The sequence below is a fragment of the Streptomyces sp. NPDC052910 genome, from assembly GCF_055585605.1.
In genome coordinates this window covers 903,549-928,027 of record NZ_JBVJJR010000002.1, presented here as the reverse complement: position 1 = coordinate 928,027, position 24,479 = coordinate 903,549, and the positions used below count along the sequence as shown (strand labels likewise).

Genomic DNA, 24,479 nt, shown 5'->3' with positions numbered 1-24,479 from the left:
CACGGATCGGGCCCCGGTCCTTCCCTCCTGTGTGACGGTGGGGGAGGGGCCGGGGCCCGATCCGTCGGATGCGGTCCTCAGGGGGGCGGGCGTCCCGCCTACGGAGGGGGGGGCGGGCGTCCCGCCTATGGACAGAGCCGCCGGTGCGGCAGGTCGGCCCAGACGATGCGGCCCCGGCCCGCGTCGTCCGGCCGGACGCCCCACGCCTGTGAGAGGGCCCCGACGAGCAGCAGTCCCCGCCCGCTCTCCTCGTCCGTCCCGCTGCAGCGCGCTCGTGGCTCGGTGGAGGCGCGGCCGTGGTCGGCGACCTCTATGCGTACCAGGGCCTCGTTCACCCGCAGATGGCAGCTCACCTTGTCGCTGTCCGTGTGCCGTACCGCGTTGGTGAAGAGTTCGGACACCACCAAGCGGGCGTCGTCGCAGGCGGTTTCGTCGATGCCCCACTCCCGCAGCCGGGTGAGGACTTGTCTTCGTGCCTCCGCCACCGAGGCGTTGAGGGCCGGGAAATTGAACCCGTAGGCATGGGCGGCCTGCGGGCGCCCGCCGAAGCAGCCGCCGCGGCGCCCCAGCGAAGGTGCGTCTTGGGAGGGGACCACTCCGCAACTATGTGCGATGCGAGACAGATGTGGCAAGCTTCAGTCTGTAAATTGCAGATTCGAAAGCGCAGCCTGTCGGCTTCGCGGACTGCGTGGCACACTGCTGGTCGGCGTGGGGTATGCCGCACGCCGGGACGCCAGTTGGCGTGGCAGGAGGAGGGGACAGTGAGGGACGCGCGGCCGGCAGGGGCTCCGACCGTGCTGCGTGTCGTTCTCGGCAAGCGGCTGCACGATCTGCGCGAGCAGGCGGGGCTCTCCTTCCAGGAGGCGGGCCGGGCGCTCGACGTCACCCACGCCACCATCCGCAGGATGGAAAAGGCCGAGGTCGGCCTGAAGGTCCCGTATGTGGAGAAGCTGCTGCGGATCTACGGCGTCGAGGACCCCGCCGAGATCGAGGGCTTCCTCGCCCTCACCCGGGAGGCCAACCGGCCCGGCTGGTGGCACCGCTTCCGGGACGTGCTCCCCGAGTGGTTCAGCGCGTTCGTCAGCCTGGAGGGGGAGGCCAATGTCATCCGCGCCTACGAACCGCACTACGTCCCCGGGCTGTTGCAGACGGAGGCGTACGCCCGGGCGGTGCTCCGCGCCGGGCAGCCGCACGCGCCGGACGCCGAGATCGAGCGGGCCGTAGCCGTCCGCCGCGAGCGGCAGAACCTGCTCGTCCGGGAGAACGCGCCCCTGCTGTGGGTGGTGATGGACGAGACGGTGCTGCGCCGGCCCATCGGCGGCCCGGAGGTCATGCGGGCCCAGATCGACCGGCTCGCCGAGGCCACCGCCATGCCGAACGTGAGGCTCCAGGTCATCCCGTACGCCGCCGGGCCGCACCCGGCGATGTACGGACCGTTCCACATCTTCCGGTTCCCCATCGAGGAGCTCCCGGACATCGCGTACGCCGAAAACCTCATCGGCGCCTCCTATTTCGACCAGCGCGAGGACGTCTCGGCCTTCCTGGAGGCACTGGACCGGATGTGCGCGCAGGCCGCGCCCGCACACACCACCAAGGCATTCCTGGGTGGCATTCGTAAGGAGATCTGAACCATGGATCGCATATACAACGGCATGCCCGCCACCGACCTCGGCACCGAGGGCTGGCGCAAGCCGTGGAGCGGCGGCAACGGGGGAAGCTGCGTCGAGGTCATGCGCCTGCGGGACGGCCGGGTCGCGCTGCGCCAGTCCACGGACCCGGAGGGGCCCGCGCTGATCTACACGCACAGCGAGATGGAGACCTTCATCCGGGGTGCCAAGGCCGGCGAGGCGGACTTCCTGCTCGCCGGGGCGGCGGAGGGGCCGCGGACGTGAACGGCCGGGCCGCCGAGGGGAGCCGGGGCCCGGTCGGCGTGAGCGGCGGAGCCGCGGCCGGCCGGCGGCCGGACGGTACGCGGCGCGCGCGGCGCCGCCGAGGACGACCGTAGGCGTCCCGCTCCGCCGGCGCCGCGCACCGGACGGGGGTCCGCGCCACAGGGACCCCGGCGTCGCCCGGTGCCACGGCGCCCGTACGGTGCACCGCGGGCCACGGGGGTGTCGGCGGAGCCCGTCGGGTACGGCGGAGCGGGACTGAACTGAACAGGGAAAACGCACGGGGGAAGCACAGGGGGAACTCTCCGCACGGGGGGAACCACACGGAGAACCCCCCGCGCAGGGAAACCGCATAGAGGAACCGCACAGTGAAGGGGCACGGCCGTCGGCCGGTCCGGTACGGGGGAGACCCGCCGGCGGGTCACCGGGCGGGCCGGCCGGAACAGCCGAGAGGGGCAGGGAGCAGTGACGGATCAGGGCACGGGCGGCGGGGGATTCGCGGCCGAGGAGATAGACACCAGCCGGCCGCACCCGGCCCGGATGTACGACTACTACCTGGGCGGCTGGGACAACTACGAGGTCGACCGCGCGGCGGCGGAACGTTTCATCGGGGTCCTTCCGGACGTCCGTGTCGCCGCCCGGGCCAACCGCGACTTCCTGCTGCGCGCGGTGCGCGAGGTCGTCGGCAGCGGTGTGCGCCAGATCATCGACATCGGCACCGGCATCCCCACGTCCCCCAACACCCACGAAGTGGCGCAGGGGATCGACCCCGACGTCCGCGTCGTCTATGTCGACAACGACCCGATCGTGGCGACGCACGCCGGGGCCAAGCTGACCAACAACGGCAACGCGAGCTTCCTGCTGGCCGACGTACGCGAGCCGGGGAAGATCCTCGCCCACCCGGATCTGCGCCGCCTGATCGACTTCGACCAGCCGGTGGCCCTGCTGCTCGTCGCGATCCTGCACTTCATCTCGGACGAGGAGGACGCGGCCGGAATCGTCGCCACCCTGACCGAGGCACTGCCCGAGGGCAGTTGCCTCGTCCTCAGCCACGGGACCACCGACTTCCACAGCGAGGCCGCCCGGGTCGCCGAGGACGCCTACAAGAACGCGACCGCCTCGGTGACGCTCCGCACGCACGCGGAGGTCATGCGGTTTTTCGACGGCTTCGAGCTGATGGACCCCGGCGTCGTCCAGGTGCCGAGCTGGCACCCCGACGGGGAACCGCCGACCCCGGAGGAGCTGGCCCGCGTGGGCATCTACGGCGGAGTGGGGGTCAAGGGCGGCCGGTGACGGACGGTCCTCGCGTCGGGGTGACGGCCGGTCCCCGCGCCGGGGCGGGGACCGGTTCCTAGGCCGGGGCGACGGCCGACTCCCGGGCCGGGACGTCACAGGTGTCCTTGAAACCCTGACTGGCCAGTCCCAGCGCGGCGTTGGTACGGGAGCGGAGGTTCTCGACCGCGATCATCTGGGTGAGCTCGACCAGCCGGGCGTCGTCCAGATGCCTCCGCAACCGCTCCACCAGGGCGTCGTCCACCGTGGGCGGCGTCGCCGTCATCGCCTCGGCGTACTCCATCACGTCACGCTCCAGCGGCGTGTAGACGTCGCTGTCGCGCCAGCGCGGCACGTCGCGCAGCTTCTCGTGCGCCATGCCGTGCTGCCGGTTCTCCCAGTAGCCGAAGTCCATGCACCAGGAGCAGCCGATGGACGCCGCCGAGGCCATCACGGCCAGCGCCTTCAGCCCGGGGTCGAGCCGCTTCCAGCGGCTCACGGCCAGCTCGAAGACGGACGTGGCGACCAGCACTCCGCGGTGGTGGCCCAGGGCGAGCAGCGGGTCGAGCACTTTGCCGTAGGCGCGGCGGCAGTACCGGGCCGCGAGACGGTTCAGCGGGGTGGCGGGCGGGTTCAGGGAAATGCGGGCCATGACGGTGACCGGGTCCTCTCGGGTCGCTCGAACGGTCGGCGGCCGGCGGGCGGCGGGACGCCGTTCCGCCGGGCCGTGGGATCGTGGGATCGCTTGCGGGGGTGGGACGGGCGAGGCCGCGCGGATGTGACAGGTTTCGGCAAATTGCATTACCTGCGTCGCCCGGACGTATCCGCCGGAGCTGCTGCCGCTGCCACCGCCGCATGAGAATCTCCGCCCGGGGCCCTGACGGGCCCCTGTGCGGGACCTGTTACGGCAAGGCCAATGCGACGGAATGCGGAGGGTGCGGGCACGTACGGCGCCCCTCGGCCCGCCTGCCTGACGGCAGCGTACGTTGCCAGAGCTGCGCACCCCGTCCACAGCACCAGTGCTCCGTCTGCGGTGAACAAGCTCCCGCCCAGGCCATCACTGAGTCGGGTCCCGTCCGCAGAAAGTGCTACCGGCCGCCCGTCCGTCGGTGCGGCACATGCGGAGAGCTCAGCCGCATCGTTCGGCGCGGCTCCGCCACCCGAGCGGAGAAGCGCCAGAGCTGTTACCGGCCGCCCGCCGAGCCGTGTTCCAACTGCGGCAAGGTCGCTCCCTGCGCACGCCGTCTCAACGGAAGGCCCTTGTGCCAGTCCTGCCATCAGCGTCCTGAAAGTCCCTGCGCACGGTGCTTCAAGGTGGCACGGGTACAAGCGGAGTGGCCTATGGGGCCCGTATGCAAAGCCTGCTACGGCAGCGTCCGGCGAAAGCCAGCAACGTGTCCGCTTTGTCAACAGCGACACCCACTGGTCGCGCGAGATGCCGGCGGAACGGACGTGTGCGGCCCGTGCGTCGGATCGGACCTCACCTACCCATGTGCGGGGTGCGATTCCAGCAGCGACGGCATCTACCGCGTCCGGTTGTGCTCACGGTGTTTCCTCAAGGCCCAACTGGCCGAACGACTCGGAGGCGATGAGGACGTGCTGCCCTCTCCTCTGGCAGCCACATGCCTAGCCCTGACCGGCGCCGGACGACCACACAGCGTGATCTACTCAGCTCGAACTCGACCGGTGGCTCGACGAAGGCAGCATCACGAGAAGGGACGTCAGACCCTTCATCACCTGGGCCGAGCGCCGCGGCCTCGCCTCGAACCTGAACGTGCCGCCCCCACGTATCGCCGCACCCAAGACGTTCATCAAAGAGGAAGAACGGGTTCAGCAACTGCGCCGCTGCCTCTCGGCAGAGGATCTCCCTGGCATCGTCCGCACCGTCGGGGCCCTGGTACTGCTCTTCGGATTTCCCTACGCGCGGCTCCTCGGCCTCACCACCCACAACGTGATCATCGGCGGCGACGTTGTGGAACTCAACATCGATGGGCACAGCCTGCGTTTGCCGCCCAAAGTCGATCAACTACTGCTCGAGCAGCGGAAAGTAAGCGCGGAGCGCTGGACTGTCAACCAGACAGCCGGCACAACACCGTGGCTCTTCCCCGGCCGGGAACCCGCACGATCCATCCGGTCCGAATACCTCGGCCTACTGCTCCGACGTCACGGCTTCGAAGGCCTCGCCAGCCGCAACAGCGCCCGTCTTGCCCTGGCCTCCGACATGCCGGCATCCGTCCTCGCCGACCTCACCGGCACAAGCATCAGCAACGCCACACGGTGGACCGGATACGCCAGACGCGACTGGCTCGACTGCATCGCGTCCCGCACGCAGACCTGACTGCTCCCCGGTCGACGGCCATGGTTCAGAGAGACCATCACGAGATGGGGGCGGTCATAGCACCTCTGCACATTCGTCGACGAATGCGCAGAGCCGACGAATGAGGCTCAAGAAGAAGGGGGTGGGGTCCGAGTCGCCCTTCATATGAGGTGCATCCTGGAGCCACTGCTGCCACAGGCCCCCCGGTTCTCGGAAGCGGTCGGCTTGACCACCTCCAATGTTCAGGTCGATGAACTGGAGAGCGCCCATGACGATGGTCTGGTCGTACGCGAGGTCAGGGCGGCAGAGGTAGCGATCCAGGTAGGCGGCGAGCAGATCAGCGTCGCGCGCCGTTCCGAAACTGGCTAGGGCCACGCAATAGGCCAGACCGGCGCAGCAGACCTCGCTGGCCAGCAGGAGTGCCCCGAGGTGCTCACGGAACTCGGTCCGGCGGGAGACAGCTACGAGCCAAGCCGCAGTTCTCCGCTCACGCCAGCCGCCCTCAAGAAGCTTGGCGACCTCATCTGCGGTGATGAGTCCCGCGTCCTCACGAAGGTCTCGCATAAACCGGTCGCACTCAGGACTTTGCATGCGCAGCAAGCCACCGCCGAGCTTCAGGTAGCGCCGCTCGGGCGTGACATAACGACGAACCAATGCCAGCAACTCAGCATCGTCGTGAGGATGGCGTATCACACTGGCGATCTTGCCTTGCCACCTCGGAACAGAGCCAGTCCTCCCTTGCCCCGATGTGAGTGAGTACGGCAGTTGGCACCTGTGCTGAAGTATGCGCTCAGACCCAAGGCCCGTAGGTCAGCCGCCGTAGAGGCCCCACTCGTCGAGGCCCCCGTAGATGTGCGCTTCGAGGCATTGCGGGGCGTCAAGGCCCACGGCCTCACCCCGGTACACGGCGACGAGGGAGTCCTTGCCCCGCCACCAAGAGTAGGCCACACCCTGTACTTCGGGGACCGGCTCGAATGCGCCAAGATCCAGTGCGTCGACGGCCTCGCGCGTGACCCTTGTGACGGTCGTGGCCCAGCGGCGGGCATGAGCGGCGAGCGCCAGGGATTCCACCCATCCATCAGTGCTGGCATGCAGGGGCGTCCACTGGTGGGCGTCGATGCCGAACGCACCGTCGGGGCCGATCATGAAGCTGTAGGCCATGGACACCCGGCAGTCCCCTGCCGGAAACGACCAGCCTTCCGCAGGCACCTCCTCGGGGCAGTCGGCGTCCAGGATGCGCGGACCGCCTTCGTAGAACGGGGCCGGCGGCAGGGCGAGGCCGCCCCAGCGGTCCTGGAAGGCAGCGGCCCGATCGATCTCCGTAGCGGGGATCCCGTGCTCGATCCACGCGTCGCGGTGTCGCCGGATGTCCTGCCGGCGAACACGTATGCCCTCCGTCTCGATGAACCGCTGGGCCCTGCGGCTCAGGCCGGCAGGCGCGACCGGGACGGACGATCCGGGCTGGTCAGCCATTACTGCTGCTCGCCGTCTCCGGAGTGGAGCACGGCCGACGCAATCTCCCGCACGCGCTCCAGGCTGATCCCTGTGCGCTGCTCGATGGCGAGGGGGTGGTCGGTGGGCTCCAGCTCGACGAAGGGACGCTCGCCGACCGGACGGGTATGGACGCGCGTCTTCAGGTTGAGCGTCGTCGCCGGGTATACCGAAAGATCGGTGCTGAGCCAGCCGAAGTACGGCTTCTCGGCCTCGCGGCCGGGCCTGTCCCACAGATCCGAGGCTCGGGAGAAGCTCTCTCGGCTGAGCGAGACCCAGACGCCCCAGGAGAACAGCTCGTCACTGCCGATGACCGGTATCTCGATCAAGCCCTTGACGAAGTAGTGCTGACCGCGGACCACGCACTGGTCCGTAGAGAGCAAGCAGTCCTCGGCGTCGGCGAAGGCCGGCTCCCACACGGCGGGGGCCTCGGCCGTGTAGCTCATCGGCAGCTCAGGGTGGTGGGCCCCGCAGCACGCGCAGGTGAACCCCAAGTCACTGGTCATGGGCCCGGAGCCTAGCGACGGACTCCAGCCGTACCCGAAGGGGGCTTACTCGGCCACCGCTCTGCGCGGCCAACCACCACGTTCAGTCACAGATGGCTCCCCCGAGGACAGGCGATGGCACGTGGCTTCCTTGGCGCCGGAATACAGCAGCTACGGAACAAGTGCACTCCCCAACATGGCGTGCCCCACACGGCACTCGCCCCCGCCCCGGTGCCGCTCTTGCGCGCTCTTGGGGAGGGCGGGCTCCCGGTACCGGCCTCGCGCGCCCTCCCAGGGCTCCCGTGCCGGGGCCTCGCGCACCCCCCCCCGGACGACAGCGCCTAGCCTGGACGCATGCGCGACGAGCTGTTCCCCCGGGCGCCGGCCGAGGTGGCGCCGGGGGCCGTGCACGTCCCCGGCTGGCTGGACGAGGCCGCGCAGCACCGCCTGCTCCGGGCCTGCCGGGAGTGGGCGAGACCGCCCGCGGGCCTGCGGACCGTCCGGATGCCGAACGGCGGCGAGATGTCCGTCCGTACGGTCTGCCTGGGCTGGCACTGGTACCCCTACGGGTACGCCCGGACGGTCGTCGACGGCGACGGCGCCCCGGTCAAGCCGTTCCCCGACTGGCTCGGCGTACTGGCCCGGGACGCCGTGGCCCACGCCTACGGGACACCGCCCGGCCCCGAGCCGTACGACATCGCGCTGGTCAACTTCTACGAGGCGGGTGCCCGCATGGGCCTGCACCGCGACGGCGACGAGAAGTCCGACGCCCCCGTCGTCTCGCTCAGCCTCGGCGACTCCTGCGTCTTCCGGTTCGGCAACACCGAGACCAGGACGCGCCCGTGGACGGACGTCGAACTGCGCAGCGGCGACCTGTTCGTCTTCGGCGGACCGTCCCGCTACGCGTACCACGGCGTACCCCGGACGTCCCCGGGCACGGCGCCGGCGGGGCTCGGCCTGACCGGGCGGCTGAACGTCACGCTGCGGGTCAGCGGCCTGTGAGGAACGTGGGCGGGGAGGACCGAATGCCGCCCGGTGACCGGCGACCCGTGACCATCGGCGGGTCACCGCGATCGGTGGCCGCTGAACGTGACCGCCGACTGGTTACCGACGGTCGTCCCGGGAGCGCTGTTCGCGCACGGAAAACGATCAAGCATGGCGCGGGCGGGTGGGCCCGTCCGATAATGAGACGGACCCGTTCCCCACACCTGGAGGTGCCGTGACCGGCTTCCGCGTCCCCAGAACCCCTCTCGACGCGCTCCGCCCGGCCGCGTTCGGCGCCGACCCGGCGGGGGAGCGGATGGCCCGCATCCGGCGCTCGCCCCACTTCGCCGGCGGCACCTTCGTCAATCCCCCGGGCCCGGAACGGCCCCCGAGCACCCGCTCGATGCTGGCCTACCTGCCCACCTACTTCCGCAAGGAGGAGCGCGTCCGGCGGGCCCCCGCCCACCCGGTGCCCGTGCACCCGACGACCGTCGCCGACCTGGCCGGGCCCGTCGCGTCGGGGCTGCGGCTCACCTGGATGGGTCATTCCAGCGTACTGACCGAGATCGACGGCCACCGGGTGCTGTTCGACCCCGTCTGGTCCGAGCGCTGCTCGCCGTTCGCCTTCGCGGGCCCCCGCCGCCTGCACCCGGTGCCGATACCGCTCGCCGAGACGGGACGGGTGGATGCCGTGGTCATCTCCCACGACCACTACGACCACCTGGACATGCCGACCGTCCGCGCACTGGCCCGGACGGGGACGGAGTTCGTCGTCCCGCTCGGCGTCGGCGCGCACCTGGAGCACTGGGGGATCCCGGCGGGACAGATCACCGAGCTCGACTGGCACGAGACCACCATCGTCGGCGAACTCACCCTCACCGCCACCCCCGCCCGCCACTTCTGCGGCCGCGCGCTGCGCAACACCCAGCACACCCTCTGGGCGTCCTGGGTCGTCGCGGGCCCCAGGCACCGCGTCTTCCACAGCGGCGACACCGGCTACTTCCCCGGCTTCGCCGGAATCGGCGAGCGCTACGGCCCGTTCGACGCCACCATGATCCAGATCGGCGCGTACAGCGAGTTCTGGCGCGACATCCACATGGAACCGGAAGAGGGCCTGCGCGCCCACCTCGACCTCCAGGGCTCCGCCCCCGCCGAACGCGGCGTCCTCCTCCCCATCCACTGGGGCACCTTCAACCTCGCCCCGCACCCCTGGGAGGAGCCCGCCGAACGCACCGTCACCGCCGCCCGCCGGGCCGGCGTCCGCTACGCCGTCCCCCGCCCCGGCCGGCCCTTCGAACCGGCGGCCGGCCTGGAACCGGACGAGTGGTGGCGGGCCGTCGCCGCCGAGTCCCCGCAGGGCCGGGCCGCCGGCCGGACCCCCGCCCCGGCGGCGCGACTGGACCTCGCGGCGGAACGGTGACGCACGGCGGCGGGGCGGGCCCCGGCGGTGAGTAGTTTTGGCCTGCACCGGCGGCGCGTCCACGACGACCGTCTGCCGGCCGCACACCGCCGGTGTGATCTGCGGTCCTGCCTGGCGAGCTTCGCTCCCTACGGCTTCCGTGCCACCTACCGCCACCTCACCCTGAGCGCGCGGATCCCCGGAAACCCGGAGGACGATCCCGCGTCCCTGGTCCGCGCCGTCGAGGAACTGCACACCGCCCGCGAACTGTGGCTCGCCCACGTGCGGGACCAGGCGGCGGAGCGGCGGGCGGAGAAGGCGCTGGGCCGGCGCCACGAGCCCACCGGCGACGCCTGGCGCGCCGCGTACGGGTGGCGGACCTGGCGGCGGGGCTGGAACAACGTCGCCTGGTGTCCCGACCCGGCCGTCCACCCGACCGAACCGCTGCCGGTCGTGATCGAGCGAGTGATCCGTCGGGCCGCGCCGGCCGAGGGGACGGGCGCGTCCCTCGGGTGCCGGGTCTGCGGGGAGTGTGACGGCATGCGGGACGGGGACGAGCGGCCGTACCGGCCCGGTGGCGGGGCTCCTGGGGCGGCGTGCGGGCGGTGTGGCGTCGGGTGGCTGTAGAGGGCGGTGGGGTGCGCTCTCGCTCGTCAGTTGGGCGCGCATTCGCTCGTCACTTCCGCCTCGGTCCCCCGTCGGTCACTATCACCCCTGTAGCCCTGTAGCTACAGCCCCCGCCGTCCCACGACCACCGCTGCTTGGTGCGCCAGTGCCACCACGGCGAGGAGCCCGGCGAGCGCGCACACGCCCGTCCAGCCGCACAGGCCGTACACCCGCGCGCCCGCCCAGGAACCGGCGCTGCCGCCCAGGTAGGCGCAGGTCATGAAGGCGGCGCTGATCCGGCCGCGGGCGTCGGGACGGATCGCGTGATTGCGGACCGTGTGGGCGACCATGCCGGACTGCATGCCGACGTCCAGGAGCAGGGTGCCCACGGCCAGGGCCGTCAGCCCGGCCGTGCCGCCGAGCGAGCCGGCCGACAGGATCCCGGCCGACGCGACGACGCCGGCCAGGCAGACCAGCCCCACGGCCTCCGGACCGTGCCGGTCCACCAGGCGTCCCGCCACCGGCGTGCACAGCATCGTCCCGGCGTTGACCAGGGCGAGCGCCCCGGCCGCCGGCGCGCCGAGGCCGTACCGGGGGCCGGCCAGCAGCAGGGCGACGCCGGTCCAGACGGCGGAGAAGCCGGCGAAGACCGCGGTCTGGTGGAAGCAGGAGCGGCGCAGGGCCGGTTCGGCACGCAGCAGGCGGAGCTGCTCGGCCAGGAGCGCCGGATAGGAATGGGTGGTGGCGGGCGCGCGGGCCGGCAGAACGCGGGCCAGGACGGCCGCCGTGGCCAGCGTCAGGACCGCCGCCGTCACGTACGGGGCCCGCCACCCGAGCCACTCGCCGAGGCCGCCGCCGGAGGCGCGGGAGAGCAGCATCCCGCCGAGGGCGCCGCTCAGCAGTGTTCCGCTGGTGACCCCGCGCCGGTGTTCGGGTACGAGCCCGGCCGCCAGCGTGCCGGCCAGCGGTGCGACGACCGTCGCCGTTCCGACCAGGGCGCTCGCTCCGACGAGCGGCGGCAGCGAGGGCGCGGCGGCCGCGGCCAGCAGGCCCAGGCCGGTGGTGCCCAGCAGCGCCACGAGCAGCGGCCGGTGCGGCAGCCGGTCGCCCAGCGGTACGAGCAGGAAGATCCCGGCCGCGTAACCGAGTTGGGCCGCCGTCACCACCAGGGCGGCCGAACCGGCGGAGACGTGCAGTCCGGAGGCGATCACCGGGCCGAGTGCCTGCGGGAAGTAGACGTTGCCGACCGCCACCCCGCAGGCGACGGCGAGAAGCAGGACGACCCGGGGGACGGGGGTGGGAGGGGGAGGGGGAGTGGGGATGTGGATGCGGTCGGCCCCCGTAGCGGGTCGCTTGCGAGTCCCCTTGCGGGTCCCCTTGCCAATTCCCGTGATGATCTCCGCGCGGGTTCCCTTGCAGATCCCCGTAGTGGTTCCCGTGCGGATCCCCGTAGTCGTTCCCGAAGCGGTCCCTGTGGTCGTCGTGCCGGGCCCGTCGTCGGTGCGTCGGTCCGGGCCGGTGGCGGCGTCCGGGTGCGGAGAGGCGGCGTCACTCGCCTCGTCGATGTGCTGCGTCATGTACGCAAGTCCACGACCGGAGAACGCCGTTGCCCAGCGATGTAGTGTCCGGCTTAATGGTCCGGTGATCACCTTCGCGCTCGGCGTCGACGACCTCGCGGGCACCAGGTTCGCGATCTCCCCGCTTCAGGAGGTCATGGGCAGCCTCTGGGTGCTGCGCGATCCCGGCCGGTACCCGCTGCACGGGCCCTGGCGCCGGGCGGCCCTGGCCGCCACGGCCGGGCTCGACATCCGGCCGCTGCTCGCCCTGGTCGGTCCGACCTTTGCCCTCCCCGACTTCCTCACGCCGTGGCCGGCGGCCTTCGCCCCGGCCATCGAGGAGGAACTGGCCGTCGTCCGGCGTACCCCCGCCGCCACCGTCCGCCGCGACCTTCTCGCGACGTACGCGCCGCACCGGCCGCCGGACGGCATCCTGCGCGTGGTCACGGCGCCCGGCGACGCGCCCGTCCTCGCGTACCGGGAGGCGGTCTGCGACCTGCTCCAGCGCTACTGGGACCTGGTCTTCCGGCCGGCGTGGCCGCACCTGCGCCAAGTGCTGGAGGCCGACGTCACCCACCGCGCGCGCCGGCTCGCCACGGGCGGCGTGCGGCTGCTCTTCTCCGACCTCCACCCCAACCTGCGCTGGGGCGACGGTGTCCTGCGCATCGACCGGATGATCGGCCACCACCACGTCGACGCGTCCGGGAGAGGACTGCCGCTGGTCCCCTCCCTGTTCGCCTACAAACCCGTCCCGCCCCTGGGCGCCGACCGGCCGCCGGTGCTGACCTACCCCAGCCGCGGCGTCGCGACGGCCTGGGCGCCGCCGCCCGGTCCGGCGCCGGACGATCTGGTGGCGCTCCTCGGCGCGCCCAGGGCCCGCCTGCTCACCCTGCTCGGCGAGGCCGCGACCACGGCGGCCCTCGCCGGACGCCTGGGCGTGACCCCGAGCGCCGTCTCCCAGCACCTGCGCGTCCTGCACACCACGGGCCTCGTCAGCCGCGTCCGTGACGGGCGGTACGTGCTGTACCGGCGGAGCGTGCTGGGAGACCGGCTGGTGGGGGCGTGAGGGGCGTGAGGGGCGGACGGGGTGTCAAGGGCGCGAGGGGTCTGAACGGCGTGAGGGGCGGACAGGGTGTGAGGGGCGGTCTGGAGTGCGGGGCCCCGGCCCTCGGCGACCGCTGATTCCCTGGCGACCGCTGAGCCTTCGGCGACCGCTGAGCCAACCCCTCCGGCGGCCGCTGAGCCAATCCCTCAAGCGGCTTCCCCCGAGCCGATCCCTCCAGCGACCCCCTAAGCCCCCCCTCGGCCGACCCCCGGTTCAGCCGCCCCTCAGTGCCCCGGATCGCAGCAGGAGTCCCGCCGCAGCAGCCGCCCGACCTCCAGCCACTCGCCGTGCGTCGAACTGCCGCGCCGGGCCGCCGGGGCCTGGTCGCCACCGTAGGCGTCGAGCAGCTTCCGCTGTTCGAACGGGATCCCGCCGCGGAGCACGGACTCCGTGCGCACCAGCGAGTCGAAGTCGGTGAAGGGGTCGCCGTCGACGATCGTCATGTCGGCGAGCTTGCCCGCCTCCAGGGTGCCCAGGTCCCGTTCGGCGCCGAACACCCGGGCCGGGATCGCCGTCGCTGTGCGCAGCGCCTCGGCGGGGGAGAGGCCGTGGCGGTGCAGGGCGCGCAGGCCCATGTGCAGGGAGAGACCCACCGGTACCAGCGGTGCGTCGGTGCCGAGGGCGACGAGGCCGCCGCCGGAGAGGATCCGCCGGTAGACGTCCACCTCGGTACGGAGCGTGGCCAGTTGGTCGCCGGTCGGCCGCTCGGCGGCGGTCTTGCGAACCAGCTCCACGTCCCACGGCGGCATCAGCCGGGTCACCCGCGGGTCCTCGGCGAGCCCCGGCTGCTCGCCGAGCAACGGGGTCGAGGTGAAGATGGTCGCGATCATGTGGAAGTCGGTACGGGTGTAGATCTCCCGCACGTCCTCGTACGCCCGGCCGCTCGCCGACGTGGCGTGCCCGAACTCCAGCCGCTGCGTGGCCTGGAGGTGGGTCGTCAGGTCCTGGCCGAGCTGGACGCCCGGGGTGCACAGGTGGGAACCGGTCCGCACCCCCAGCACCTCGTGGGCGTGCCGGGCCGCCTCCTCGATCACCCAGCCGGGCGCGCGGACGTACGTCTTCACGAAGTCCCAGTCCAAGGCCGCGGCCCGGGACAGCGACCGGCGCAGGCCCTCACGGGTGCGGTGCGCCCGGCCCATGCTGTACGCGACCCGGGCGCCGTCCAGCAGCTCGCCGCAGGTCAGCAGGCGCGGCCCGGCGAGGTCGCCAGCGGCCACGGCCTCCCGGATGCGCGCCTGCTCGTAGGAGGCGCCGCCGAGCGAGACGGCCGTGGTGATCCCGTAGGCGAGCTGGAGGGCGGTCTGCCGGCCGCCGTAGGTGATCTGCCAGGGGTGGGTGTGCGCGTCCCACAGGCCCGGGAGCACCGTCCGCCGCGACGCGTCCACCCGGCGCCGCGCGGCGCGCCGCGCCCGGTGCGGTTCGACGGCGTGCACCCGGCCGTCGCGGACCAGGACGTCGACGTCCTCCCGGACGGTGTTCCCGGTGCCGTCCCAGAACCGGCCGGCGTGCACGACCGTGTCGACGGGGGTCGGGCGGCGGTAGCTCAGGGAGACGGGGACGGTCCGGGCCCGGCCCCCGTCCACGTCGAGCAGCCGCAGCTTCCCGGCCGACAGGTAGAGGATCCGGCGCGAGTCCGCCGACCAGGACGGGTGGTCGGCCGCCTCGTCGGTGAGCCGCCGGGGCGCGCCCGCGGGGGTGCCGTCGGGCTTCACCGGCAGCACCCACAGCGCGGACTCGCTGATCACCGCCATGTGGCGGCCGTCCGGCGACCACACCGGGCCGGAGTCGTAGCGGTCGGCGACGGAGGCGTGCGGGGCCAGGGCGTGCAGCCGGGAGGTGCCGTCGGAGGTGTCGACGACGCGGATGAGGTTGTAGCCCTCGCGGAACCGCTGGTTCAGCCGGTTGCGGTCGCAGTACGCGACGTACCGGCCGTCGGGTGACCAGCTCGGCCGGCCCGGCAGCCCGCCGCCGCCCATCGGCGCGGCCAGGACCCGGTCGGTGCCGGCGGCGAGGTCGCGGACGAGGAGGTTGCCGGACAGGTCGAGGCAGGCGAGCCGCTTGCCGTCGGGGGAGAGCGACGGGCTCACCCGGCCGCCGCCGGCCAGCTCGGTCTCCTCACCGGACTCCAGGTCGTGCCGGCGGACGGCGAGCAGCCCGGAGCGGTCGTCGGCGTAGACCAGGGCCTTGCCGTCGGGCGTCCAGGACGGGCCGAGGAGGTAGCGGGTGGCGTCGGCGCGCACCACCCGGCGGGGCGCCGCGCCGCCGTCCACGTCGGCGACCCAGAGCGCGTTGAGCGCGGCGAACGCGACCCGGCGGGCATCCGGGGACAGCGCCGGCAGGTGCACCGCCCGCACCCGGCCCACGCCGCCGACCTCGACGTCGTACCGCTTGACGCGGTACCGCGGCCGGTCGACCGGCAGCTTCGCGGAGAACGGGACGGTGGCGACGGTCGACGCCGTCGGCTCCTTGCCGCCCCCGGCGGGGGCGACGCGGACGACCCGGAACTGACCCTCGACGGTCAGCAGCAGCTCGTCCCGTGAGATCCACCGCGGCGGCACCGGCTCCACGTCACCCTCGACGGGCACGGCCGCGCCGTCGACGACCAGGGCGCAGGACGCGGTGGGGGCGGCGGTCGTCCGCAGATACGCCAGCCGCCCGCCCGGGCTCACGGCCGGCGTCATGACCTGCGCCTTCGCCGTCTCGGTGTGTTCGACGCGGACCGGCCCCCGGCCGTCGGCCGGCACCGAGGCCACCGTCCGGGACACCAGTGCGTCCTTGGTCGCCTGGCCGCGGACGAACAGCAGCCGCTTGCCGTCCGGCGACCAGACCGGGTCGAAGTCCTCCCAGGCGCCGTCCTGGAGCGGACCGTCCTGGCCCTTCAGCCCGGTCACCCGGGTCAGCGCGCCGGTCCGGACGTCCACCGTCCAGATCCGGTACGGGCTGCCAGCCACCGGGTCGCCCTCGCGCTCCGAGGCGAACGCGATGCGGGTGCCGTCGGGCGACCAGGCCGGTCCCCGGTCGTCCCAGGGCCCGTCGGTGAGCTGCCGGAGCGCGGTGCCGTCGGGGCGCAGCGTCCAGATGTGGAAGCCGCCGCCCCGGTACGCGCAGACGGCCAGCAGCCGGCCGTCCGGCGAGTGCACCGGGCGCGTCGGCTCCAGGTCCGGCGGTGTGATCGCCACGGCGTCCCCGCCCTTCCGGGGCAGCGACCACAGCACGTTCTGCACCTCGGCCACCACGCGGTCGCCGAACAGCGACGCCGAGCCGTTGGTGGCGGCGGTGAAGGACAGCACGGGCGACGAAGCGGAGGCCGCCACCCCACCCACGGAACCCGGCGCCGCCTCCGCCGGCACCGCGACCACCCCGGCCACCCCGGCGACGGCGGCGGTACCCGCGGTGGCCTGGAGGAATCTGCGCCGGGAGAGAGGGGAGAGGCGAGTGCCCGAGGGGCCCTGGACGTCCAACTGTCCTCCTGGGGTGCGGGAGTTGCGCGGGGCGCGAGAGGAAGATCTCGACAGGATCATCATCGTTCACGGTGCGCGGTCCCGGGTCAACACCCAGCGGAAACGGGCCGCCCTCGCGGGGCGCCGGCACTCTTGGGACGCCGGCACCCGGGGGGCGCCGGCACTCTGGGTGCGCCGCCCGCGGGAAGACCGCGCCTGAGGAGACCGCGCCTGAGGTCATCGGCGCCTCGGCATCGACACCTCCTCGGGATCACCGCCTTCTCGGGAGCCCCCCTCGCGATCACCACCCTCTCGGAATCGCTGACCATGTGGGAACGCTGACCTCATGGAATGGACCACCGTGGGATGGAATGGACGACCGCGGGATGGAATGGATCACCGCGGGATGGAATGGATCACCGCGGGCCGATCACAACCCCTCCACCTTGAACGCGTCCTGCTCGATGAGCAGCTTGTCGAGCCGTGCCTTGTCGACCCGGTTGGTGATCTCGTCCACCTCCTGCCGGTCCCGCACACACTTGGCCAGCGTGAACGCCGACGACACCACGAAGATCAGCCCCAGCGCCAGGAACCCCCGCTCCCAGGCGCCCACCGGCAGCTTCACGATCCCGACCGCCAGCGCCGCCAGCGACAGTCCGAAGGAGAGGGCGGCCTGGATGTAGAACGCGGTGGTCGTCGGCCGCTGTATCGATGGAGTACTCATGCCCGGCAGCGTCCCGGACCGGGGCCACGGGCCACATGAGTACCCCTACTCATCTCCACCCCCCACTCCCGGGCCCCCTACCCATGCCCCACCGGGCCCCACCCCCGCCCGGCCCCGGCCCACCCCCGCCAAACCCGTGCGCGACCACCCCACGGCGTGCGGTATTGTTCTCTTGCGCGGTCGGCAAGGGCACCAGCCCAAGCCGGACGAGCACCGGGACGTGGCGCAGCTTGGTAGCGCACTTGACTGGGGGTCAAGGGGTCGTGGGTTCAAATCCCGCCGTCCCGACGGTACGAAAGAGCCTCTGATCAGCGGGAAACCGCAGGTCAGAGGCTCTTTTCGTAGGGTCAGCGGACGATGCGCAGGTGCCGCACCGGGGCGGGCTCTGGGACCAGTTTGGGACCAGGGGCCTCTCGGCGGCTTTCGGTGAGGTAGCGGCTGAGGGCGGCGCCGGCCAGGTGTATCGACCGGCGGTCGGGGTGCAGGTACCGCTGTGTCGTGGTGATCGAACCGTGCCCGGCGATCATGCGCAGCACGTGCAGGGGGACACCGGCGTCCGCCATCCACGTCAGCCCCGTGTGCCGCAGATCGTGGCGGCGCAGGTGCTCGTATCCGAGGCGGACGACGACCTCGTCCCAGTGGGTGGCGTCGCGCAGGATGGCGGTGGTGATGCGTCCGCCGAGCGGTCCGGTGAAGAGCCGGGCCATGGGGTCGTGCCCGACCGCGTCGAGCCGCGCACCGACCATGGGGCGGAGCTCGGGAATGATGGGGACCGATCGGCGTCGTTTGCCCTTGGTGCCCTTGTCGATGAGGCCGCCGGGGCCCGGGGTGGTCTGGCGGCAGCAGTTCCACATCCAGGTGCGGCGGTCGATGTCCTGGGCGCGGACGCCGGAGACCTCGCCGATGCGGGCGGCGGTGCAGGCGGCGAAGCGGACGGCGTCGCCCCAGCCCAGGTATTGGTCGTGGGAGCGCTCGACGAGGGCGTTGGCCAGGTCGTCCAGGGCGTCCCAGTCGCGCAGGGCGAGGGAGCGGGGATCGTCGAGTTCGTCCTCGACCTGCTGGTACGTTCGCTGCCAGCCGGTGATCTTGGCGGGGTTGACGTCGATGATGCCGTCGCGGACGGCCTGCTCCATAACGCGGTTCAGCGGGGCGATGGAGTTCTTCACCGTGGAGCGGCCGTGTCCGTCGGCGATCCAGCCGTAGACGGTGCGGTCGACAACTCCGTTGGTGACGACGGGAATCTCGAGGTGCCCGATCGCGGGGACGACGCGCAGCCGCCAACCCGCACCGTACGGGTCCATGGTCTTGGGCTCCAGGCCGCGCATGGCCAGGTCCCACTCCAACTCCCCGTACTCGGCGAGCGACATGGTCGCCACCGCGGGACTGACGCCGCGCCGGGCGATGCGCTCCATCCGTTTGATCCAGGACTGCGCATCGTCGTCGGTGGGCAGCATCTGTGAGCGGGACAGGCGCTCGCCCGACTCGGGGTCGTACCAGCGGACCCGCGCCCGGTGCGGGTTGGGGAAACCCTCCCGATACTCCACGTCCACCGTCAGCTTCACGCCGATCGGCGGCATCTGCTTTATCACCGGGCGGCCCGCGCGGGGTCGATCCGGCAGCCTGAAAGCCACTGTTGCACGTCACGGGCGCTGTACATCACCGCCCGCGGCGAGAGCCGCACGAAGGGCGGCCCCTGCGGCGGCCTGGCGGTGCGCCACCGGCGGATGGTCGAGGGGTCGCGCTTGAGCAGGTGGGCAACCTCCTCGGTGGAGAGCCATTCGGCGTTCACGGTGCTCGCCGGAGCGTCGTCGGTTTCGAAGTGAGCGGATATGTGCGGTGGCGCGTGATCGTGCATGGGCATCCTGGGCGTGAAGAGCGCGGTTCCGAATTCCCGTAGCGGCAACCGGTTGTCCGGCTGATTCCGGCGAGACGCAACAGTAGGTCGATCTCTCCGGAAGTCCACCTGCACGGGCGCCGATTCTCTGACGGAGAACAGGCAGTAGAACCAGTTTCTTCAGCAGCCCCGGTTTGGGTAACCGGTGATCCCTTGGTATAAGCGTGCACAAGCCCGCAGATTCAGCCTCTTGAAAGGGCCTCGTCGCAGAGGGATTCTGGTGGAACGAGCCTCCGCGGTGGTCCGTGGCGTCGGATGGACGGCACGAGGACTCCCCAGCCCCGCGGCTGGTCAATGGAATACTTCCGAGCTCCGATGAGGTTGACTCCGTTCAGTTGACGAGGGGGTGTTGGAAGCGAAGCTATTCCATACGAAAGGCGTCGTGACCGAGGTGACATCGAACCTCGCCGAGGCCGAGGTGGACGTGCAAGCCCTTGTCGAGGCAAACCTCGAGGCGATGCTCGGCGTGCGCTTCCTGGCGAGCGAGTACAGCACGGGGCCTGTGCACGGCGGCCGGATCGACACGCTGGGAATCGACGAGAACGGTGCCCCGGTAGTCATCGAGTTCAAGCGTGCGACGGATGCCGGTGTGATCAACCAGGGGCTCTTCTACCTGTCATGGCTCGTGGACCACAAGGCGGAGTTCGGGCACCTGGTCCACGATCGGCTCGGTGCAGCGGTCGCGGCACAGGTGCTGTGGAGCGCGCCGAGGCTGATCTGCATCGCCGGCGACTTCACCCGTTACGACGTGCACGCTCTCCGGGAGCACCGGCGCAGCATCGATCTGGTCCGTTACCGCTTCTTCGGCGACGACCACTTCGGCCTGGAGACCGTCGCCTCCGTCGCCGCCCAGACGGCACTGCCGCGCGCCCGCCGGACGAGCGTTATCGCGGAACCCCTCCGCGCGGCTGAGGGGGCGATGGAGGAGCTGTACGCGGAAGTTGACCAGGTTCTGCTGGGGCTCGGTGACGACATCACCAAGGTCCAGCGCAAGACCTACCGCGCGTACCAGCGCCTGCGGAACTTCGCCTGCGTCTGCCCACCGCAGAAGAACAAATTGCTCGTCTATCTCAAGGCCAACCCCAAGGAGGTCGAGCTCGTCCCCGGATTCACCCGGGACGTCACGGGGCTCGGCCACCACGGGACCGGCGACCTGGAAGTGCAGATGCGCACGGACCGGGACCTAGATGTATTGATCACGAGCGTTGTTGACACTCGCAGGTCTTGATCATGGCGAAGACCTCCGGTGTGGTGGAGCTGTCTAGGACTGCACCGCACGGAGGTCTTCGTGTCCCACCGTAATGCCCGGCTGACCGTTCACGGCAGGCGGCTGCTCATCGAGCGTGTCCGCTCCGGCCGTCCCGTCGCGCATGTCGCGGCCGAGATGGGCATCTCGCGGCCCACGGCCCACAAGTGGCTGTGCCGCTGGAAGGCAGAGGGAGAAGCCGGCCTGCACGACCGTTCCAGCCGGCCCCACAGGACTCCGCACCGGACGTCGGCGGACACCGAGGACCGGGTCTGCCGTCTGCGGCAAGAGCGCAAGCTGGGCCCGGCCCGCATCGGCCCGATCCTGGGCCTGCCCGCCTCGACCGTCCACCGCATCCTGACCCGGCACGGCCTGAACCGCCTGGCCTTCCTCGACCGGCCCACCGGGCAGGTCATCCGCCGCTACGAACGCAGCCGGTCCGGCGAGCTGGTCCACGTGGACGTCAAGAAACTCGGCCGCATCCCCGACGGCGGAGGCTGGCGCGTCCACGGCCGTGCCGCCTGCCCCGACCGCCGCCGCACCACCGGCTTCGACTACATCCACTCCGCCGTCGACGACCACAGCCGCCTGGCCTACAGCGAAGTCCACCCCGACGAGAAGGCCGCCACCTGCGCGGCCTTCCTCAAACGGGCCGCGGCCTTCTTCGCCGCCTGCGGCATCGTGCGTATCGAACGCGTCCTGACCGACAACGCCTGGCCTTATCGCAAGAGCTTCGCCTGGCGGCAGGCACTCGCCGATCTGGGCGCGACCGGCAAGCTCACGCGCATCTACCGGCCGCAGACCAACGGCAAGGTCGAACGCTTCAACCGCACCCTGCTCGACGAATGGGCCTACCTACGGCCCTACACCAGCAACGACGAACGCACCGCGGCCCTGGCAGACTTCCTGCACGGCTACAACCACCATCGCTGGCACACCGCACTCGGCGGCCACCCACCGATCAGCCGCGTAAACAACGCTTCAGGTCAATACACCTAGAGCGTGCCCAGGACCTGTTCCGGCTCAGCTACGCGGCGGCGTAGGCGCCAGCGGCTGGGTCGGCATGTGCCCGGGCAGCGGGGACTGAGGTTGTCAGTTTGGTCTCGTTGCGACTTCTCGACGCGGCGGTCATGGACGGGCGATGGATTTCCCATGGTGCAGTGGATCCCCAGTTTCGCTAACCGGGGATCCACTGCTAGATGCGCTGCATTGGAGGACGGAAATCCCCGCACTACCAGTCGGGCGGTTCGGCGGTGCCATCGCACGGTTGATGGTGTTCGATGACGCCCCGGTTCGGATTGGCGCGCGGAGACTCACAACGCTGGGTCGCGCGAAGGGAGCCGGTGAGCTCTCGCCGGCTCCCTCCAGTCCAGAGACGAACCAGCAGCATGGCGGCTCTCACCGGCCGGTGTGTCCACGGAAAGGCTGCCATTCGACACGATCTGGGCCGGTGAGGAGGCTGTGGTGTTGCCGTGCTACAAGAAGTCGCTGACCGGTGTTTCGGAAACGGCGAAGGTCCACTTGACGCCGCAGCCGGTGGGGTCGACCGGACGAGGATCACGCTGCCGCCATACGAGAAGTTCAGGCGTACCTGGCTTCGGGGCGGCCGCCACCTCTTGACTCGGGAGCAAGCCGGGCACACCCGGTGACAGCATCAAGTGTCATCAAATGTCCCAGATCCAGGCCAGATCGCTGTAGGGGGGTGGGGTGGTGTCAGCGGGGTTCCAGACCGTGGGATGGTCGACAACGGTGAGTCTGGGCGGGGCGATGGTGAGCCCGGGGTTGGTGTAACGGGCGCTGGTGGCGGTGAAGTGGGCAGTGACCGGGACCCAGGCGGGCAGGTCTGCGGCGTAGCGGCGCAGTGCGGGCCGGGGGTCTTCGAAGAGGCGTTGTTGCAGTTGCAGCATCTTGCCCAGGAGCCGTTCATACAGGTCCCAGACAGCGATGAGACTGGTGGTCAGGTCGGTGCCGTGCTCTTCGGCGACGACGGAGACGATGCTGGAGGCGGCTCCGACCTGGCCGAGGACGAGTTCTTTGGCGATGGAGAGGACGTCGTTGATGAGGGCGCAGGCTTGCAGGACGGTGACCGAGAACGCACGGAGCACGGGGTCGGCGTACTCGGTGGCGGTGAGGGTGTAGCCGCCGCCGGCAGGGGGCAGCGCGCACAAGGTCATCAGCCCCGCCTTCTGCCACCGCATGCGCAGCCACTCGCCTACGGTGGGCGGCTGTGGCCGGGCGTCCAGGGCGATGCGCCAGAGCTGGCCGGTGAACCAGACGGCGTTCTCGGCGAAGAACCGCTCTGCCCCTGACGGTTCCAGCGCGGCGGCGAATTCGGTGCGCCAGTCACGCAACGCGGTCAGCCAATGATCGTTCGGATGCGGGGCCATCGGCGGCCAGTTGACAACACGGATGGCTTCACAGACGTGTGCCATCAAGGCGGGCAGGTTGCCGGCGAGGGTGTCGAGGTGGTCATCCCACAGGAACGCCCAATAGAACCACGCCGCGGCCGCGCGGGCGGCCGGCGGGGTCAGATTCGGCAGTGCCCCCGCCGTCAGGTAGCCCAGATTCTGTGTGGCGCCGTGCGAGTCTTCCTCGCACAGGCCGTGGTCGGTGGCCCATCGGCGGCCGTAAGCGTCCAGTGCTTCGGGCCCGTCGGGGTGGAAGACCAGGGGGACCGGTGACCAAATCTCCACTTGGTCGACGGGCAGGCCGGTGAGCTCCGACAGTGTCTTGGCCGCCATGGCAGTCATCCTTCAAGTGAGGGGAAGGATCGGTCGGTCGCCTGCGGAGCGTTGACGGCGGCCTTGTCGATGGGGTCGGCGTGCGGGCGGCCGCGGAAAGGCACGACCTGCCGGATCCTGATCTCACCCGTCGCGAGCCCCAGCGCCTGGGCCGGTTCCATGGAGGTCTCCTAGGTTCAGATGGTGCGGTGGACCGCCCGGTTGGCCATGACGGCGAGTTCGGACCTGGCTGGGCCGTCGGGGCACAGCCGGTGCAGGATCTCCAGAGCTCGCTCCAGGTGGTGGCGGACCCGGTCGTGAGCGGCGGCCCGGCCTCCCGCCTCCTCGATCAGCTCCGCGCACCGGTCGGCCGCGCCCGCGCGGGAGGCAGCACCCTGGGCGAGCATCGACCGCAGCGAGGCAGCCGCCTGCCCCTGAGAGGCCAGTGCCGCCAGGAGCGGGTAGCTGTTACGTCCCTCGGTCAGGTCGCCGCGGTGTGGCTTGCCGGTCTGTGCGGGGTCTCCCCACAGGTTCAGCAGGTCATCGGTGATCTGAAAGGCAGCCCCTACATGAAGGCCGAACGTCCGCAGCACAGCGATGTGCTGATCGGTGGTTCTCGCGGTCAGGCCGCCCAGTGCGCACGCCGCCCCGATTAGCGCCCCCGTCTTCCCGTCACACACCGCCCCATAGGCATCGGGGTCCTGCGGGACGCGGGTGTCGGCCCACTCGCCGCCGATCATGGCCTGCACCGCTCTGGTCAGCTCCGCCACCCCGTAGGTGTTCAGCGGGTGCCCAGCCGCGTTGAGCTCCTGCACGGCCAGGAAGAACAGTGCGTCCCCGGCCAGGATCCCCGCCGCTGGCCCGTGCCTGGCCCACACGGTCTCCCGGCCCCGGCGACAGCGGTCGCCGTCGATGAGGTCGTCGTGCAGCAGAGAGGCGTTGTGGACCAGTTCCACCGCCACGGCCGCGTGCACGGCCTCGATTCCGTCACCACCCATGGCCCGGTCCCACGCCAGGGTCAGGGCCGCACGGTACAGCTTCCCGGCATCCAACGGCGCCTCCCGCTGCCCGGACGAGCCGAAATGCCAGAAGGCCAGTTCTCCCACGGCGGGAGGAAGGCTTTCCAGTGCCTTGCTCAACCGCGGGACGACCACGTCACTGGCCGTGCCGACAGGTCTCAGGCTCACAGGTGTTCCTCCCATGGCGGCGCGACGTGCCCGCCGGTAGGGGATGCATCCATGGCGGAATGGATTGTGACCGACCGCCACCACGAACTGAGATGCGATAACCAGCCGCTTACTGAGCGTTTCGTCCCCTGGATCTGTGTGGTTCCAGCGGGTCAGGCGCCGCG

General features: G+C 71.2%; 23 protein-coding genes and 1 tRNA gene. 11 read left to right on the top strand and 13 right to left on the bottom strand.

Features of this window, described 5'->3' with window-relative positions:
* Positions 1-125 precede the first annotated feature (125 nt).
* Entirely contained in the window at positions 126-596 is a 471-nt protein-coding gene (locus tag ACZ6X9_RS09605) for an ATP-binding protein (protein WP_469777371.1), read from the bottom strand.
* Between the two features lie 165 nt (positions 597-761).
* Here ACZ6X9_RS09605 and ACZ6X9_RS09600 point away from each other — a divergent pair, with 165 nt between their 5' ends.
* From ACZ6X9_RS09600 to ACZ6X9_RS09590, 3 genes are all read left to right on the top strand, one after another.
* A complete protein-coding gene (locus tag ACZ6X9_RS09600) occupies positions 762-1,628 on the top strand; it encodes a helix-turn-helix domain-containing protein (protein WP_469777370.1) in 867 nt (288 codons plus the stop codon).
* Between the two features lie 3 nt (positions 1,629-1,631).
* A complete protein-coding gene (locus ACZ6X9_RS09595) occupies positions 1,632-1,892 on the top strand; it encodes a DUF397 domain-containing protein (RefSeq protein ID WP_004941345.1) in 261 nt (86 codons plus the stop codon).
* Positions 1,893-2,354: 462 nt separating this feature from the next.
* Complete coding sequence (locus ACZ6X9_RS09590) at positions 2,355-3,182, top strand: SAM-dependent methyltransferase (protein ID WP_469777369.1); 828 nt, start codon at positions 2,355-2,357, stop codon at positions 3,180-3,182.
* 58 nt (positions 3,183-3,240) lie between these two features.
* Here the strand turns inward: ACZ6X9_RS09590 and ACZ6X9_RS09585 are convergent, their stop codons facing one another.
* Positions 3,241-3,813 (bottom strand): carboxymuconolactone decarboxylase family protein, encoded by a 573-nt coding sequence (locus ACZ6X9_RS09585; RefSeq protein WP_469777368.1) that lies wholly within the window; start codon positions 3,811-3,813, stop codon positions 3,241-3,243.
* Positions 3,814-4,935: 1,122 nt separating this feature from the next.
* Between ACZ6X9_RS09585 and ACZ6X9_RS09580 the strand changes: the two genes are divergently transcribed.
* A complete protein-coding gene (locus ACZ6X9_RS09580) occupies positions 4,936-5,499 on the top strand; it encodes a hypothetical protein (RefSeq protein ID WP_469777367.1) in 564 nt (187 codons plus the stop codon).
* A gap of 54 nt (positions 5,500-5,553) precedes the next feature.
* Here ACZ6X9_RS09580 and ACZ6X9_RS09575 read toward each other — a convergent pair whose 3' ends face one another.
* The 3 genes from ACZ6X9_RS09575 to ACZ6X9_RS09565 form a co-directional block, all read right to left on the bottom strand.
* On the bottom strand, positions 5,554-6,171 hold the full coding sequence (locus ACZ6X9_RS09575; protein WP_469777366.1) for a DUF6000 family protein: 618 nt from the start codon (positions 6,169-6,171) through the stop codon (positions 5,554-5,556).
* A 117-nt stretch (positions 6,172-6,288) separates the two neighbouring features.
* Entirely contained in the window at positions 6,289-6,951 is a 663-nt protein-coding gene (locus ACZ6X9_RS09570; RefSeq protein WP_469777365.1) for a hypothetical protein, read from the bottom strand.
* Positions 6,951-7,415 carry a DUF2199 domain-containing protein gene (locus tag ACZ6X9_RS09565; RefSeq protein WP_469777668.1) on the bottom strand — a complete coding sequence of 155 codons (465 nt, stop codon included), beginning with the start codon at positions 7,413-7,415 and terminating at the stop codon, positions 6,951-6,953. Before ACZ6X9_RS09565 ends, ACZ6X9_RS09570 begins: the two co-directional genes overlap by 1 nt.
* A 393-nt stretch (positions 7,416-7,808) precedes the next feature.
* Here ACZ6X9_RS09565 and ACZ6X9_RS09560 point away from each other — a divergent pair, with 393 nt between their 5' ends.
* The 3 genes from ACZ6X9_RS09560 (at position 7,809) to ACZ6X9_RS09550 (ending at position 10,464) form a co-directional block, all read left to right on the top strand.
* Entirely contained in the window at positions 7,809-8,456 is a 648-nt protein-coding gene (locus tag ACZ6X9_RS09560) for an alpha-ketoglutarate-dependent dioxygenase AlkB family protein (RefSeq protein ID WP_469777364.1), read from the top strand.
* Positions 8,457-8,673: 217 nt separating this feature from the next.
* On the top strand, positions 8,674-9,858 hold the full coding sequence (locus ACZ6X9_RS09555; RefSeq protein ID WP_469777363.1) for an MBL fold metallo-hydrolase: 1,185 nt from the start codon (positions 8,674-8,676) through the stop codon (positions 9,856-9,858).
* A 27-nt stretch (positions 9,859-9,885) separates the two neighbouring features.
* Positions 9,886-10,464 carry a hypothetical protein gene (locus tag ACZ6X9_RS09550; RefSeq protein WP_469777362.1) on the top strand — a complete coding sequence of 193 codons (579 nt, stop codon included), beginning with the start codon at positions 9,886-9,888 and terminating at the stop codon, positions 10,462-10,464.
* A gap of 101 nt (positions 10,465-10,565) precedes the next feature.
* Here ACZ6X9_RS09550 and ACZ6X9_RS09545 read toward each other — a convergent pair whose 3' ends face one another.
* Entirely contained in the window at positions 10,566-12,020 is a 1,455-nt protein-coding gene (locus ACZ6X9_RS09545) for an MFS transporter (RefSeq protein ID WP_469777361.1), read from the bottom strand.
* A gap of 64 nt (positions 12,021-12,084) precedes the next feature.
* Here ACZ6X9_RS09545 and ACZ6X9_RS09540 point away from each other — a divergent pair, with 64 nt between their 5' ends.
* Positions 12,085-13,065 (top strand): ArsR/SmtB family transcription factor, encoded by a 981-nt coding sequence (locus ACZ6X9_RS09540; protein WP_469777360.1) that lies wholly within the window; start codon positions 12,085-12,087, stop codon positions 13,063-13,065.
* 263 nt (positions 13,066-13,328) lie between these two features.
* Here ACZ6X9_RS09540 and ACZ6X9_RS09535 read toward each other — a convergent pair whose 3' ends face one another.
* A complete protein-coding gene (locus ACZ6X9_RS09535; protein WP_469777359.1) occupies positions 13,329-16,565 on the bottom strand; it encodes an amidohydrolase family protein in 3,237 nt (1,078 codons plus the stop codon).
* Positions 16,566-16,974: 409 nt separating this feature from the next.
* Entirely contained in the window at positions 16,975-17,268 is a 294-nt protein-coding gene (locus ACZ6X9_RS09530; protein ID WP_469777358.1) for a YiaA/YiaB family inner membrane protein, read from the bottom strand.
* Positions 17,269-17,482: 214 nt separating this feature from the next.
* Here ACZ6X9_RS09530 and ACZ6X9_RS09525 point away from each other — a divergent pair.
* Positions 17,483-17,556, top strand: a tRNA-Pro gene (locus tag ACZ6X9_RS09525).
* A gap of 59 nt (positions 17,557-17,615) precedes the next feature.
* Here the strand turns inward: ACZ6X9_RS09525 and ACZ6X9_RS09520 are convergent.
* Together ACZ6X9_RS09520 and ACZ6X9_RS09515 are read right to left on the bottom strand one after the other, a co-directional pair.
* On the bottom strand, positions 17,616-18,845 hold the full coding sequence (locus tag ACZ6X9_RS09520; RefSeq protein WP_469777357.1) for a tyrosine-type recombinase/integrase: 1,230 nt from the start codon (positions 18,843-18,845) through the stop codon (positions 17,616-17,618).
* A gap of 8 nt (positions 18,846-18,853) precedes the next feature.
* Positions 18,854-19,123: a helix-turn-helix transcriptional regulator gene (locus tag ACZ6X9_RS09515; RefSeq protein WP_469777356.1), complete on the bottom strand. Its 270-nt coding sequence runs from the start codon at positions 19,121-19,123 to the stop codon at positions 18,854-18,856.
* Positions 19,124-19,544: 421 nt separating this feature from the next.
* Between ACZ6X9_RS09515 and ACZ6X9_RS09510 the strand changes: the two genes are divergently transcribed.
* On the top strand, positions 19,545-20,390 hold the full coding sequence (locus ACZ6X9_RS09510) for a DUF5655 domain-containing protein (protein WP_469777355.1): 846 nt from the start codon (positions 19,545-19,547) through the stop codon (positions 20,388-20,390).
* 60 nt (positions 20,391-20,450) lie between these two features.
* Positions 20,451-21,407: an IS481 family transposase gene (locus ACZ6X9_RS09505; RefSeq protein ID WP_469777354.1), complete on the top strand. Its 957-nt coding sequence runs from the start codon at positions 20,451-20,453 to the stop codon at positions 21,405-21,407.
* A 665-nt stretch (positions 21,408-22,072) separates the two neighbouring features.
* Here ACZ6X9_RS09505 and ACZ6X9_RS09500 read toward each other — a convergent pair.
* From ACZ6X9_RS09500 to ACZ6X9_RS09490, 3 genes are read right to left on the bottom strand one after another with little or no spacing between them, the layout of a single operon-like run.
* Entirely contained in the window at positions 22,073-23,149 is a 1,077-nt protein-coding gene (locus tag ACZ6X9_RS09500; protein WP_469777353.1) for a terpene synthase family protein, read from the bottom strand.
* 5 nt (positions 23,150-23,154) lie between these two features.
* Complete coding sequence (locus tag ACZ6X9_RS09495; RefSeq protein WP_469777352.1) at positions 23,155-23,310, bottom strand: hypothetical protein; 156 nt, start codon at positions 23,308-23,310, stop codon at positions 23,155-23,157.
* A gap of 15 nt (positions 23,311-23,325) precedes the next feature.
* Positions 23,326-24,315 carry a polyprenyl synthetase family protein gene (locus ACZ6X9_RS09490; protein WP_469777351.1) on the bottom strand — a complete coding sequence of 330 codons (990 nt, stop codon included), beginning with the start codon at positions 24,313-24,315 and terminating at the stop codon, positions 23,326-23,328.
* Between the last annotated feature and the right edge of the window lie 164 nt (positions 24,316-24,479).